The 13,807-nt window shown below is 70.5% G+C and carries 12 protein-coding genes, 1 tRNA gene and 1 pseudogene; 8 read left to right on the forward strand and 6 right to left on the reverse strand.

Annotated elements, in window-relative coordinates; translation table 11 throughout:
• Positions 1-124 precede the first annotated feature (124 nt).
• The 3 genes from OIU81_RS19575 (at position 125) to OIU81_RS19585 (ending at position 3,455) form a co-directional block, all read left to right on the forward strand.
• Positions 125-739: a hypothetical protein gene (locus OIU81_RS19575; protein WP_329149647.1), complete on the forward strand. Its 615-nt coding sequence runs from the start codon at positions 125-127 to the stop codon at positions 737-739.
• A gap of 281 nt (positions 740-1,020) precedes the next feature.
• Entirely contained in the window at positions 1,021-3,195 is a 2,175-nt protein-coding gene (locus OIU81_RS19580) for a DEAD/DEAH box helicase (protein WP_329149648.1), read from the forward strand.
• A gap of 187 nt (positions 3,196-3,382) precedes the next feature.
• Positions 3,383-3,455: transfer RNA gene (locus OIU81_RS19585), tRNA-Lys, on the forward strand.
• A gap of 140 nt (positions 3,456-3,595) precedes the next feature.
• Here OIU81_RS19585 and OIU81_RS19590 read toward each other — a convergent pair.
• Positions 3,596-5,101 (reverse strand): annotated as a pseudogene (locus OIU81_RS19590) (site-specific integrase); the annotation flags it as partial.
• Entirely contained in the window at positions 5,098-5,763 is a 666-nt protein-coding gene (locus tag OIU81_RS19595) for a helix-turn-helix domain-containing protein (RefSeq protein ID WP_329155229.1), read from the reverse strand. The gene OIU81_RS19595 and the pseudogene OIU81_RS19590, both read right to left, overlap by 4 nt.
• Before the next feature lie 145 nt (positions 5,764-5,908).
• On the opposite strand from OIU81_RS19595, the gene OIU81_RS19600 reads away from it, so the two are divergent.
• From OIU81_RS19600 to OIU81_RS19620, 5 genes are all read left to right on the forward strand, one after another.
• Positions 5,909-6,103: a hypothetical protein gene (locus OIU81_RS19600; protein WP_443074013.1), complete on the forward strand. Its 195-nt coding sequence runs from the start codon at positions 5,909-5,911 to the stop codon at positions 6,101-6,103.
• 233 nt (positions 6,104-6,336) lie between these two features.
• Positions 6,337-7,578, forward strand: coding sequence for a DUF3631 domain-containing protein (locus tag OIU81_RS19605; RefSeq protein ID WP_329149652.1), 1,242 nt, complete (start codon positions 6,337-6,339; stop codon positions 7,576-7,578).
• Between the two features lie 183 nt (positions 7,579-7,761).
• The gene (locus OIU81_RS19610; RefSeq protein WP_328742417.1) at positions 7,762-8,568 is read left to right on the forward strand and encodes a DUF2637 domain-containing protein; all 807 of its coding nucleotides are present in this window, start codon (positions 7,762-7,764) and stop codon (positions 8,566-8,568) included.
• 363 nt (positions 8,569-8,931) lie between these two features.
• Positions 8,932-9,273, forward strand: coding sequence for a plasmid mobilization relaxosome protein MobC (mobC, locus tag OIU81_RS19615; protein WP_329149655.1), 342 nt, complete (start codon positions 8,932-8,934; stop codon positions 9,271-9,273).
• A gap of 4 nt (positions 9,274-9,277) precedes the next feature.
• Positions 9,278-10,978: a mobilization protein gene (locus OIU81_RS19620; RefSeq protein ID WP_329149657.1), complete on the forward strand. Its 1,701-nt coding sequence runs from the start codon at positions 9,278-9,280 to the stop codon at positions 10,976-10,978.
• On the opposite strand, the gene OIU81_RS19625 is transcribed toward OIU81_RS19620, so the two are convergent.
• The 4 genes from OIU81_RS19625 to OIU81_RS19640 all read right to left on the reverse strand — a co-directional run bounded on the left by OIU81_RS19625 (position 10,958) and on the right by OIU81_RS19640 (position 13,750).
• Positions 10,958-11,644, reverse strand: coding sequence for a hypothetical protein (locus OIU81_RS19625; RefSeq protein ID WP_329149659.1), 687 nt, complete (start codon positions 11,642-11,644; stop codon positions 10,958-10,960). The two genes, OIU81_RS19620 and OIU81_RS19625, sit on opposite strands and share 21 nt — an antisense overlap.
• Positions 11,645-11,821: 177 nt before the next feature.
• Complete coding sequence (locus OIU81_RS19630; RefSeq protein ID WP_329149661.1) at positions 11,822-12,994, reverse strand: cupin domain-containing protein; 1,173 nt, start codon at positions 12,992-12,994, stop codon at positions 11,822-11,824.
• Between the two features lie 173 nt (positions 12,995-13,167).
• Positions 13,168-13,365: a hypothetical protein gene (locus tag OIU81_RS19635; RefSeq protein ID WP_328742410.1), complete on the reverse strand. Its 198-nt coding sequence runs from the start codon at positions 13,363-13,365 to the stop codon at positions 13,168-13,170.
• Between the two features lies 1 nt (position 13,366).
• Complete coding sequence (locus tag OIU81_RS19640) at positions 13,367-13,750, reverse strand: DUF6415 family natural product biosynthesis protein (protein WP_329149664.1); 384 nt, start codon at positions 13,748-13,750, stop codon at positions 13,367-13,369.
• Positions 13,751-13,807: the final 57 nt, after the last annotated feature.

The following is a 13,807-nucleotide window of genomic DNA, read 5'->3' on the forward strand; positions in this document are numbered from 1 at the left end:
CCGGGTGTCGCGCGTGTCCTCGGGCGGGCGGCGGGAGTTGGGCAGGGCGTCCGTGCCGCTGTCCCTGCGCTCCGGATCCGGAGGTCCCGCCGTGCGCCCGCGCCCTTACCGCCATTCGCCCCCGATGCCGACACCGTCCCCGTCGTCGTCCAGCGTCCCTGCCCCCGTCCCCGCCACCCGTCCCCCGGCGGGCCGCGTCCGCTCGCGTGCCGCCGCGGCCGTGTCCGTCTCCGTGCTGGCCCTCTCGCTGGCCGGCTGCATGAACGTGAGCGATCCCGAACAGCCGAAACCGTCCGGCAGTACGTCCCGGCACGGCGCGAAGGAGGGGGCGCCCGGCTCCGGCGGGGTGTCCGTGGACGGCCGCGGCGGCGGTCCGCGGCGGATGGGGCGCGGCGGCGCCGCGCACCCGGCCGGCGGCGACGACAAGGAAGCCGCGGAGTCACAAAGCGCGGTGCCGACACCGTCCGACCCCGGTGCGCCGTCCCTTCCGGTGCGGCCTTCGGGCCCCGAGCCCGGCGCGGGCGCGGGCCACGGCGGCCGCCCCGGGCACGCCCGGCCCTCGCCCTCCCGCCCCGACCGCCCGGCCACTCCGCCGGCCCAGACCACCCCCGCCACCCCGCCCGCGCAGCCGTCCCCGCCGCCGACCACCCCCGCGCCGCCGCCGAGCGCCCAGGCGTCCGGGCCGTCCCCCGTCTCGCCGGTGGCGTCGGAGTCGGACGTGTACGAGGACGCGGCCTAGCGTGTACGAGGACGAGGCCCAGGGCGGGCATGAGCGGTCCCGGCGGGGCGGGTGAGCGTGCCGGGCGCCGGGCGGAACGGCGAGGTCAGCAGGGCATTTGCCATCCGGGGGGCGGAGTGCGTATGGTGGTAGATCGTTTGATCCCATTTGCCCGGCGCCAGAACAGAAGCGCGCCGCGTGGCGCGTTCTCTCCCTTGCCGTGGCTGACCGCATAGAGGCGGTCGTGTGAAACACACGGAGTTTGGGCGCGTGCCGAGACTCCGGAAGGTTTCGCATTTCGCATGTCAATTTCCACTGAGCAGTCCGTCATGCCCGCATCCGACGAGCAGACGGTCCTCGAGGTGACGGCGGCCGACGAGGCGCCCGAGACCCCCGCGGCGGAAGCCGCCACCGACACCGTCACCTTCGCCGACCTCGGACTGCCCGAGGGCATCGTCCGCAAGCTCGCGCAGAACGGCGTCACCACCCCCTTCCCGATCCAGGCCGCGACCATTCCGGACGCGCTGGCCGGCAAGGACATCCTCGGCCGTGGCCGCACCGGCTCCGGCAAGACCCTCTCCTTCGGTCTGCCCGCCCTGGCCACGCTGGCCGGCGGCAGCACCGAGAAGAAGAAGCCCCGCGCGATCATCCTCACCCCGACCCGTGAGCTCGCGATGCAGGTCGCGGACGCGCTTCAGCCGTACGGCGACGTGCTCGGCCTGAAGATGAAGGTCGTCTGCGGCGGTACCTCCATGGGCAACCAGATCTACGCCCTGGAGCGCGGTGTCGACGTCCTCGTCGCCACCCCGGGCCGGCTGCGCGACATCATCAACCGTGGCGCCTGCTCCCTGGAGAACGTCCAGGTCGCGGTCCTCGACGAGGCCGACCAGATGTCCGACCTGGGCTTCCTGCCCGAGGTCACCGAGCTGCTCGACCAGATCCCCGGCGGCGGCCAGCGCATGCTCTTCTCCGCCACGATGGAGAACGAGATCGGCACGCTGGTCAAGCGCTACCTGAGCAACCCGGTCACCCACGAGGTCGACTCCGCCCAGGGCAACGTCACCACCATGACCCACCACGTCCTGGTCGTGAAGCCGAAGGACAAGGCGCCGGTCACCGCCGCCATTGCCGCCCGCAAGGGCCGCACCATCATCTTCGTCCGCACCCAGCTGGGCGCCGACCGCATCGCCGAGCAGCTCGTCGAGTCCGGCGTGAAGGCCGACGCGCTGCACGGCGGCATGACGCAGGGCGCGCGGACCCGGGTGCTCGCGGACTTCAAGGACGGCTACGTCAACGCGCTGGTCGCCACCGACGTCGCCGCCCGCGGTATCCACGTCGACGGCATCGACCTGGTCCTGAACGTCGACCCGGCCGGTGACCACAAGGACTACCTGCACCGCTCGGGCCGTACCGCCCGCGCCGGCCAGTCCGGCACGGTCGTCTCGCTGTCGCTGCCGCACCAGCGCCGCCAGATCTTCCGGCTGATGGAGGACGCGGGCGTGGACGCCTCGCGCCACATCGTCGGCGGCTCCGGCGCCTTCGACGAGGACGTCGCCCGCATCACCGGCGCGCGCTCGCTCACCGAGGTCCAGGCCGACGGTGCAAACAACTCCGCCAAGCAGGCCGAGCGCGAGGTGGCCGAGGTCACCCGCGAGCTGGAGCGTCTGCAGCGCCGCGCCACCGAGCTGCGCGAGGAGGCCGACCGGCTGACCGCCCGCGCCGCCCGCGAGCGTGGCGAGGACCCCGCGGAGGCGCTGGCCGCCGCCGCGCAGACCGCCGAGGCCGAGGCCGCCGCCGAGGCCGCCGTGCCGGCCCAGAGCACCGCTCCGGACGAGCGCCGCGACGACCGGGGCAACTTCGACCGCCGCGACCGCCGCGACGACCGCTCCGGCGGCCGTTCCTTCGACCGCGGTGACCGCCGTGACGACCGCGGTGGCTTCAACCGTGACCGCGGTGGCGACCGTGGCGGCTTCAACCGTGACCGTCGCGACGACCGCTCGGGCGGGCGTTCCTTCGACCGCCGTGACGACCGTGGTGGCGAGCGCGGTGGGTTCAACCGTGACCGTCGCGACGACCGTTCCGGTGGGCGTTCCTTCGACCGCCGCGATGACCGTGGTGGCGAGCGCGGTGGCGAGCGCGGTGGGTTCAACCGTGACCGTCGTGACGACCGTTCCGGTGGGCGTTCCTTCGAGCGCCGTGACGACCGCGGCGGCTTCAACCGCGACCGCGGCGACCGTCCCAGCCGCCCGTTCAACCGTGACGACCGCTCCGGTGGCCGTCCCGCCACCGGCGGCTACCGCTCCGGCGGCGGCGACCGTCCCTTCAACCGTGACGACCGTTCCGGCGGCCGTCCCGCCTCCGGTGGTCACCGCACCGGCGGCGACCGCCCCTACGGCCGTCGCGACGACCACCGTGGCGCCACGACCGGCTCCGTCGGCCGTCGCGAGGACAAGCCGCGCTGGAAGCGCAACGGCTGATCGCTGACGCCTGACCGGCGCAGCCACCGCGCATGACGCAGGGCCCGTACGCACGCAAGTGCCGTACGGGCCCTGTGCGTTGGGGGAGACGGGCACCCCGGAAAACGGCCCCGGGCCACCTGCCGGGAGGGCCGCACGGCTAATGGCTTCGGGCTGTGGCACCTCCTCGGGCTATGCTGCTCGGTGCGGGCCATTAGCTCAATTGGCAGAGCAGTGGACTTTTAATCCATTGGTTCAGGGTTCGAGCCCCTGATGGCCCACCGTCATCGGTCGAGGAGACCTCCTCTGACCTGCGAGGCAGCGCCCTCATCGGCTCAGGCCGGTCGGGGCGCTGTTTCGTTTTCGGCTCGTGCGTGAGCGATGCGTGAGCGGGAGCGCCTGAGTCCTCGCCAATGGGCGTTGCCCGGCGGGTCCTCGGGACGAGCTGCGCCGCCTTCTCGGCTATCTCACGATCGAGTTCGGGCAGCAGGCTCGTGTACGTGTCCGATGTCAGCGCGATGGTCGAGTGGCGCAGGACCTCCTTCACCGTGTGGATGTCCCCGCCGCCTCCGTGGGTCAGGGTGGCCGCGACGTGACGCAGATCGCGCAGCGTGATGGGCGGGAGGTCCGTGGTCGCCAGAATGCGACGGAACGTCTCGGAGACGGTTTCCGGGTGCAGGGGCGAGCCGTCCTCCTGAGTGAAGACCTTGCCCGAGTCCTGCCACGCCGAGCCCCATGGCAGGCGCTCCGCGTCCTGCCGGGCCTTGTGGGCCCGCAGGACGGCCAGATTCAAGCTGTCGAGCGCGATCGTGCCGGCGCTGCCGTCGGTCTTGGGTTCGGACTCGTACGGGGCCCAGCCGTCCACCACGATCTCCTTGGCGGGAGTGATCAGCCCCGCCTCCAGATCGATGTCCGTCCATTCCTGACCGACGCCCTCACCGCGCCGCAGGCCGCGGGTGCCGACGAGGTGGAAGAACGGGTAGAGGCGGTCGCCCTCGGCGGCGTCGAGGAAGACACCGAACTGCGCCGGTGTCCACACCATGACGGGGCTCGGCAGCTTGCCTGTCTCGCGCCACCGGCGGACGCGCTCCTCCGTCCACAGCAGAGGCTTCGGCCGCTTACCGGATTCGAGTTCGACGTGGGCCGCCGGGTTGAACGTGATGAGTTGCTGGGCGATGGCGGCGTTCAGGGCAGCGCGCAGGGTCCGGCGGATGGCCTGCCGGGTAGCAGGGCCGTTCAGCTTCCGGAACGGCTTCATCTCGGCCAGCTTCTGATTCTCCTCGGCCAACCGTGCTCGCTCGGCGGCGGCGGGCCGCCCCGGCTTGCTCGGCTTGCAGCGCGCGATCTGCTCACTGCGGGCCTGGTTCTCGGCCTCGATCACCTCGTTCTGGAGCACCATGGCATCGAACATCTCCACCAAGTGGCCGACGTGGAGACGGTCGAGGCGGATGTGCCCGATGCGCGGCTTGAGGTGGACGCGGATGTGCGACGCGTAGCCGTTGAGCGTCGTCTTGCGCCGTTTCTTGGAGGCGAACCACGAGTCGAGCCACTCCCTGACGGTGACGGTGCCACGAAGAGGCAGCCCTGCCCTCAGCCGTCGGCGGGTCTCCTCCGGCTCGGGAAGCGGCGCCTTCTCGTCGGCGGCCTCCTCCAACATGGCGGTCAGCCGCTCAGTGCTGTCCGGGTCGTCCTGGTCGACGAGAGCGAGGAGTGCGCGTATGTGGTCGAGGTCGGCCTGTGCGGCCTTGAGGGTCTCGTAGCCGGCGCGGCTGAAGGAGCGGCGGGTGCCGTCTTCGCGGGGCGGGAGTTCCTGGCGTATCGAGTAGGAGCCGTGCTTGCGGCTGATGAGCTTGGGGCAGTTCTTGCCGAGCGGCTTGCCGGTCTTGGGGTCGCGGCAGTAGCAACGGCGGTGCGTGGAGCCCTTCAAAGGCGTTCCTCCGATGTGGTGTGGGTGGCGTCCTCGGGCGGGTCGACGTCGGCCAGTGCGGGCGGCAGGTCGGGTGGGGTGGCTCCGTTGTCGCGGAGGTCCCGGCGGAGATAACGGAGCTGGTACTTGGCGGAGGTGCCGTGGTCGGCGTGCTTGGCCCGCCTGCCTTCGGCTTCTTCCTGCTGTGCGGGGCTGGTTGCTGCTTCGGCCGTGAACCGCGCCCGTTCTTCCTCTTCGATTGCGGTCAGGGCGGTGCTGACGAGGTCGGCGTGGGCCTCGAAGTCGGGCGCTAGGCCCGCGTCATGGCCGGGCACGTCCTGTTCGCCGGTGAAGCGCCGCAGGGCGTCCCAGGTGGGTACGAGGTCCTGGAAGGGCAGTTCCTGGGTCTGGTCGACGTAGCCGACCGGGAAGATCAGGGAGCCCGGGTACGTCTTCAGGGCGGCTGCCAGGACCATGACGTCCACCAGCGGGAGGCTGGCCCGGCGACCGGACTCCATGTTGGCGATCACGTTGCGCGGGATGGGGTGCCCGAGCCGCTCGCACTGGTCGGCCAGTTCCTGAGCGCTCCACCCCATCTCCTTCCTTCTCCGCCGGACTTCGCCGGCCACGTTGGCCTTGATGCGGTCCTCCCACTCAGGGAAGCCATCCTCTTCATCATCAATACCGTGTTGTGTCATGTAGACACATTAGCTTGAGGATCCTGGTTGGTAGACGCCTGGAGCCGGACGTGAGGGCCACGTTCGCCGAGGGCTGTACCGAAAGGGATGTCGTATGCGCGAAAGCGTCGCAGTCGGACGAATGAACGGGATGAGCCGGGAAGATCTCCTTGCGCTTCCGGTAGCCGTTGACCTGGAGACTAGTAATCGCGCCTTGGGGCTCGGGCGCAGCAAGGGTTACGAGCTGGCGAAGCGGGGTGCGTACCCCTGCAAGGTCCTGCGGCTCGGCAACGCCTACCGGGTGGTGACCGCGGATCTGCTGGATCTGCTCGGGTTGACGGCGTGAAAGGGCGACAGCGTAGTAGGCGATTCTGCGTTGAGCTGACACAGAATCGCTGGACTGTTGGCGGGCGTGGACGTACGGTCCGTGTTCCCTCGCGATGCCCTGGTGCCCGCGAGACGGGAAAGGGCCCCCGGCGGTGCAACGCCGGAGGCCCCAGCAACCCCGAACGGCCCGTCAAGAACCAACCCGGCGGCAAAGGCGTGCAAGCCCGCCACCGCCAGACGAGGAGCTGCCCTGTGGAACATGCGGGAGCCGAGCCCTATTCCGACTCCAACAAGCCCGTATGGCCGCCTGTCGCCGTCCCCGGCCAGCCGAGTGGCGACCCATCTCTGCCGTCACCGGAAGAGCCGCCCACCGTCATACCCGACTCCGCTCCGGTATCCGAAGGCGAGCAGGTGCTGACAGAACTGCGGGAGCAGATCCGTCGATACGTCGTGCTGCCGAGCGAGGAAGCCCTCACGGCGGTCACTCTGTGGGTGGCGGCGACCCATCTGCAGACCGCATGGCAGCACGCCCCGAGGCTGGCCATCGTCGGGCCGGCCAAGCGGTGCGGCAAGTCGCGGCTCCTGGACGTGATTACCGAGAGCGTCCACGATCCGCTGATCACGGTCAACGCCTCGGCTGCCGCGGTGTTCCGGTCGATCACCGACGCCCCACCGACTCTCTTGGTCGACGAGGCCGACACGCTCTTCGGCTCTGTGAAGGTCGCGGAGAAGAACGAAGAGATGCGCGGCCTGCTCAACGCGGGACACCAGCGCAACCGCCCCACCCTCCGGGTCTCCGGCCCCAACCACGAGGTCGCGAAGTTCCCCACCTTCGCCATGGCGGCCCTCGCGGGCATCGGGGACCTGCCCGACACGATCATGGACCGGTCGATCGTCATCCGGATGCGGCGCCGCAGGCCGGGCGAGAAGGTGGCGGAATTCCGCACCTTCCGCGATACCCCGACCCTCCACGCGCTGCGCGACCGGCTCGCCGCCTGGCTGGCGCCGCTCCACGCCGAGGCGATGGAGCTGACACCGGACATGCCGGTCGAAGACCGGGCGGCTGATACCTGGCAGCCGCTGGTCTCCATCGCTGACCTCGCCGGAGGCCAGTGGCCCGACCTCGCCCGCACCGCCTGCCGGGTCATGGCCAAGCACGAGGCCGAGCACGACCAGGACAGCAGCAGCCTGGGCATCCGCCTCCTGGCCGACATCCGCCGCGCCTTCGCCACAGAGGGCAATCCACCGGCGCTCCGCACCAGCCGCCTCCTCGACATCCTCAACCAGGACGACGAGACGCCCTGGCCGGAGCACACCGCCAACGGCCTCACTCCTCGCGGCCTGCAGATCCTGCTCAAGGAGTACGGGATCAGCTCGGCCACCCGTCGCTTCCACGGCGGCGTCCAGGCCAAGGGCTTCACGCGCCTGCAGTTCGCTGACTCCTGGGCGCGCTACTGCCCCGAGCCCACGCCGGAATCCACGACCGGCGTCTGACCCGGCACGACTCGTCGCGACTCGTCTCCGCGCAGGTCAGCGCGGGGACGAGTTGGAGACCGGCGACGAGTCGACTCGACATCACCGATGCACCCGTACCTGCTCTGACCAGGCGTGCAACGAGTCGCGACGAGTCCCCCAGACCACGGCCACATCAGCCCCCGGATACCTGGAGCACCACGCTTGCCTTCACCGCACACCGCCCCATCCGCTTCCCCGGTGCCGCTGGCCGCCGCAATCCGCGCAGGTGTGGCGCTACTGGCCGTGGCGGCCTTCGCGCTCTCCTATGACGCCCTGCGCCAGATGGCCGCCGCCAGCCACATCCACCCGGCGCTCACGTACGCCTTCCCGCTCGTCATCGACGGCTTCATCGCCATCGGGATCGGCGCCCTGCTCACCCTTCGGCAAGCGCCTCTATCCGCCCGCCTCTATGTCTCGGCGCTGGTCGGCATCGCGACCGCCACAAGCATCTGGGCCAACGTCCTGCATGCCATCCGCCTCAACGAGCAGGCCCGCCACACAGGACTTGCCCTCGACGACATCACCGTGGGCGTCATCTCCGCCATCGCCCCACTCGCCCTGGCCGGAGCCGTTCACTTCTACCTTCTCGTCGCCCGGGGCCCGGCCGCCCCCGACACCGAGGGCCACCGCCACAACAACAGCCACACACACGCCAGGGGAAACACGGCCAGCGCCACAGCACCGCTCCCCGCCAGGAATACCAAGACCGTGGATGAACCGGCCACCAAGCACGTGGCGGAAGCCGCGCACCAGCACGGCAGGCCCGGAGGCAACCAGCCATGCCTCTCCCTGGAAGAGGCCATCGACATCGGCCGCACAGCCCCCCTTGGGCGATCCGGTCGCGTCTCGCGCCGCAACATCGAAAAGGCGATCCGCGACAAGGGGTTCGGTATCTCCCGCAGCCGCCTGGATGAAGTCAAGAACCTGCTGCAGGCCGAACTCGACCAGGCCGCCGCAAGTACCGGCTGAACCCCACATCCCGCGTCACCCCTGCCCGCCTCTCCCGCGCATCAGCACGGGAGGGGCGGGCCCTCACCCGCACCACCGCTCGTAGGAGCCCACATGCATGACCCAAATGACGAACTCGAACTCCCCTCGTCCCAGCAGCGGACGACCACCGCCCCAGCTTCAGACGCAGCAAGTTGTCGGGTAAGGAGTCCTTACCCGGCCTCCGCCCCAGGGGAGGCGGAGGCATCCGGCGCCGAGGGGGCGCCGGAGTCGGCCGGCCCAGGGGAGCCGACCAAGGGAGGGGTCAGTCAGTCCTCGCCGAGCGCACCGCAGACACCTGCCCCTAGTCGTCGTCTGCGAGAGCCGCAGCTGCGTGAGAAGCGTGTGCACCCCCGCTACAACGACGACGAGTTCGACATCCTCCAGGAAGCCGCTGGCCTGAGCCACATGGCGCTCGGTGGCTACGTCGCCGAGTCGTCGCTCGCCGCTGCCCGCTCCGACGATCCCACGGCAGCCGTCGCCGACTACCGCGCCGCGGTCAAGGCGCTGATGAGCGCCAACGGACAGCTCGGCAAAATCGGCAGCAACCTCAACCAGCTCACCCGGCACCTCAATGAGGACGGCGCCTGGCCCTACCACGACCTCGTCCAGCGGCTCCTGGAACGCGTTGAGGCATCCATCGCCCGGCTGGACACCGCCATCGACCGCGTGACCACGGGGCGGTGAGCCGGTGATACCCAAGATCATCCTCGGCAAGGGCCCACACGCCACACGCCGCACGATCGGCTATCTCTTCGGCAAGGGTCGGGCCAACGAGCACACCGACCCCCACCTGGTGGCCTCCTGGAACGGCTTCGCCCCCGACCCCGGCCGCAGCCCGCACCGCAACCCCAAAGACGTGGCAGACCAGCTCGCCACACAGCTCGACCAGCCCATACGGATGCTCGGTGACAAGGCACCGAAGTTCACCGTGTGGCACTGCCCCGTCCGTGCCGCACCCGAGGACCCGATCCTGACCGACGAGCAGTGGGCGGACGTGGCGCGCCGGATCGTGGCCGCCGCCGGCATCGCACCCGACGGGGACGAGGCGGCGTGCCGGTGGGTGGCGGTGCGCCACGCGGACGACCACATCCACATCGCCGCCACATTGGTGCGCCAGGACGGCCGGCGCCCGCGCCGCGGCTACGACCAGCGCGCCGTCCAAAAGGAGGCTCGGAAGATCGAAGTGGACTACGGGCTGAGGCGGCTCAACCCGGGTGACGGCACCGCAGCCAAGCGCCCGACCAGCAAGGAGCACTTCAAGGCCAAGCGCCAGGGCCAGGACGCCACAGCGCGCGAGGTCCTGCGCCTGCGGGTACGCCGCGCAGTGGCTGCCGCGTCCAGCGAGGCCGAGTTCTTCGCGTTGCTGGACGCGATGGGCGTGACCGTACGGCCGAAGACCGGGCCCTCCGGCGACATCCTCGGCTACAGCGTCGCCCTGCCCGGCGACGTCAACAAGGACAGCGAGCCGGTGTGGTTCTCCGGCTCGACCCTCGCCGGCGACCTCTCCCTGCCCAAGATCCGCCAACGCCTCGCCGACACCCGCCCCGAACCGACCGCCGTCCGCCCTGGCGATCCGTGGCACCAGGCCACAGCCGCCACCGAACGCATCCCCGACCACCTCACCCGCGGCGACGACCACGTGGCGCAGGGACAGCTGGTCGCGCTCGGCGCGGCCCTGGACCTTCTGCCAGTCACCGCGCCTTCCACGGCGAAGGCCGAACTGCAGCAGGCCGCAGCTGCCTTCGAGCGCGCCACCCGCTCCCGCATCACCGCCGACCGCGACAGCGCACGCGTCCTGCGCCGCAGTGTCCAAACCATCTGGCGTGATCCAGGTACGGCGGGCGACGGGTCGGGGACGGCGATGCTGCTGGACGCCGCGCTCACCGCGGTGGCCTTCGCAATGCACTGGCACCGCAAGCACCAGCACGCCCAACAGGAGGCGGCAGCCCAGCAGACCCTCGTCCACCTCCAGGCCGCCTACGGACCGATCGCCGAACCCGCACTCAGCAACCTCGCCCGCCGCGCTCCCTGCCAGCAGACCAAGCACCGCTACGCCCACCACCTACGGCAGGCCGTCCCCAAACATGCCGAGCGCATTGTGGAAGACCGGGCCTGGGACGCACTCGCCACCGTGCTCGCCGAGGCAGAGGCGCGGGGCCACGACGCGGCCACAGTCCTCGACCAGGCGCTCAGCCAGCGTTCCCTGGACGACGCCCGTCACCCCGCCCGCGCGCTGACCTGGCGCATTCAGCGCCTCGGCCAGCGCCACGCCCCTGGCCCTCAGGCGCAGGCCGCCATGGCCCGCAGCACCGCGCTACAGCCCGCCGCACCAGCCTCCACCGCAGCAGCCCTCCCGTCCTCGCAAAAATCACCAGCCCGACGGCGCTGACCCTGACCGTGGGCCCTTCAATCGACCGAGGTAGTGCCGCACGCCGTCGGCCAGTTCGGCGTAGAACGGCACGCGTGCGGCTGCCTGGAGAATTTCCGTGCAGGCGGTCAGTTCGCCGATCCGGCCGGCCGGGGTGTCCAGTACATGGGCGAACTCCTTGCGGATCCGCTCGGCGACGTCCGGTACGGGCAAGGAGTGCAGGTAGAGATTCGCGGCGTCGTAGCCGAGAGGCGCCGTGCCCCAGCCCTCCCAGTCCAGGAGGGCCAGCGCCGGGCCGGTGAGATTGGCCCAGTGGAGGTCGCCGTGGGCCGTGGTCCAGGTGATCTCGCCGGGAGTGACGCCAGTGAACTCCGGTACGCGGCGCCGGATGTACTGCTCGCGCACCGCCTGGCGGCTTGTACTGACGAGTGCGATGTGCGCCAGGGCCCGGTGGAGGTCCTGCCACCAGGTATCCGGGAGGTCTGCCTGGCTGTGGAGTACCGGGCTCTTGGCCACCGGCGGCGTCGTGACGAACTCGTAGTGCTCCGCCCGGTAGTCCCAGCCGTCTGCCGACCAGTCGCACAGCCCGAGCAGCCGGGGCCGGGGCACCGCGGGCGGCAGGGCCTGTTCCGCCTCCCGGGGGCCTTCCCACAACTTCCCGCCGCTCTTCCCCTGGGGATCACTCACCAGTCGCAACCATGCAGCACCCGTGGGCGTGTGGACGGCCCCGGACAACGTCCTGCCCGCATATCCCCACACTTCTCCGCCCGTGGTCTCGACGAGGCCCAGGAGGGCACAGGCGCGGCCGCGGGCGGAGAGCATGCGGTCCCTGACAGCAGGCTCAGGGGCAGTGAACATCGTCGGCTACCTTCTCCGGCTGACGGCGGCGACACCGGCCTCGACCAGCTCGGAGACAAGGGCTGCGACGTGGCCGGCGGGGAGCCCGGAGCTTACCGACAGTTCGCCCAGGGTTGCGGTGGTTCCGTTGAGAAGGAGCTTGATCACGGCGAGGACCGGCCTGCTGAACGTCCACTCCTGGCCGCCGGCGCTGAACACAACGTGCCCGATCTCGTCCACGCCGTACCAGGCTCCGGCAGCGGTGAGCCGGACGGACAGGCTCCCGTCCGCCGGGATGCCGTCCACGAACGGCAGCGACGGCATGGGCCGACCAGGGTCCGTGCTCCCCCGTGCGTTGATGAACTCCTCGATCACCCCCTCATGCAGGGCGTCGGCGAACTCCTTGCGCAAGGCTTGGAGATACGCGGTCCGCTCGTCCGGAGGGGCGAAGTACGGCAGGTTCGCGCGGACGGTATTCGAGACGCGCAGCTGGTCCGCGAGCCACGACAGGAGGTCCGCTCCGGTGGTGGGTTTCAGGCCGCAGGTCAGGTGGAGGGACCGACCATCGGTGGCGGCGACGGCGTGCCACCATCCGCGGGGCAGATAGAGCATGTCGCCGGCCTGGAGCACGACCTCTGCGACCGGGGCCCCGGTTGGTGGCTCGGGTGCCTCGGTGTCGACGCGCAGCGGGTCGATCCGGGTGGCTCCGTAGAGCTTCCACCGCTTGGCGCCTTCGAGTTGGAGGACCACCACATCGTGGTCGTCCCAGTGCACGCCGAAGCCTTCCTTCGGAGTCCATGAGGCGTAGAGGTTGACCTGCACGTCGGTGCGGAAGTGCCGCTCCAGTGCGGTCGCGAGGTCTTCCACGCCGGGGTGCAATGCGTCCACGGCGTCCAGGACCAGCGAGGCACCGTCCTTGAGATGGTGGTGCAGGTTGGCCGGCTCGATCCGGTGCCAGACCGTGTGGCGCTTGGACACCACGGGATGAGCGTAGCTGTGTTGCGGGATCTGGCTGCCATCGTTGAAGAGCCGCAGCCGTGGGGGTTCGAGGCGGTGGCGGGCGATGATCTGGTTGAGGTCGTCCCATGTGAACAGGTCCGAGAAGTCGCCGACGCGCGGCCAGAGACGGTAGGTGCGGCCGAACGCCTCGGCGGGGAAGTCCCCGCCGAGGCTCCGGACCGCCGAGGAGATGGCGGTCATCTACGGCTCCGATCAGTCGTTGCCGTCGCCCTTGCCAGTGCCGCCGCCGTCGCTCAGCCGGTCCTGGCTGCGGGCGGCCTGCACGGAACGCTTCGAGACGATCAGGTCGTTCATCGCATGTTCCTTTCTCTCCGGTTCTCCCGCCGGGGTTCCGGCGGGAAATCTGTGGGCGCCTAGACGGGCGGCGCCGGGTCGGTGTCGGGTGCGGAGACCGGGGCTGTCAGGGTGTGGTCCGCGTCCTGCTGCACGGTCAGGGCCAGGAGCGTGAGGGTGGCCGACGCACCCAGCAGCCACAGACGCCCCAGCCAGATGTCCAGCCGCGGCTCCCCGCTGCGGTGGCGGCCCCTGGCTCCGTGCTCGGACCACGTCACCTCACGCCCCCTGTTCGTGGTGGATCTGGCGCAGCAGCTGCTGAACGGACCGGGCCAGCGACTGAAGGCGACGGACGGCCGACACCAGCCCATCGCCAGGCCCGGACCGCAGCTGGAACTGGGCGTTGTCGATCTGGGCGTGTTCCCGATACCAGGCGACCTCGCCCGGCCGGTGCTCCTGTACGTGCTCTTCGGCCTGTTCGATAAGCGGGCCGAGGTGCCCCTTGAGTGTGTCGATCAGCCCGAGGACCTCGTCGTACGGGGGAAGGACAATGGTGGAGCGCAGAGCTGCGGCGATGTCCGCCTTGATCTGGTCGATGCCGTCGGTGCCCGACGGGCGCAACTGACCCGGCATCGGCTGCTGATCGGCACGGGTGGCATCCATGGTGCAACTCCTCGAAGACGGTGGTTGTCGTCACCGCCGCCAGGGGCGAGGAGAGGC

Origin of the sequence: Streptomyces sp. NBC_01454 (assembly GCF_036227565.1) — a bacterium.
Lineage (GTDB): Bacteria > Actinomycetota > Actinomycetes > Streptomycetales > Streptomycetaceae > Streptomyces.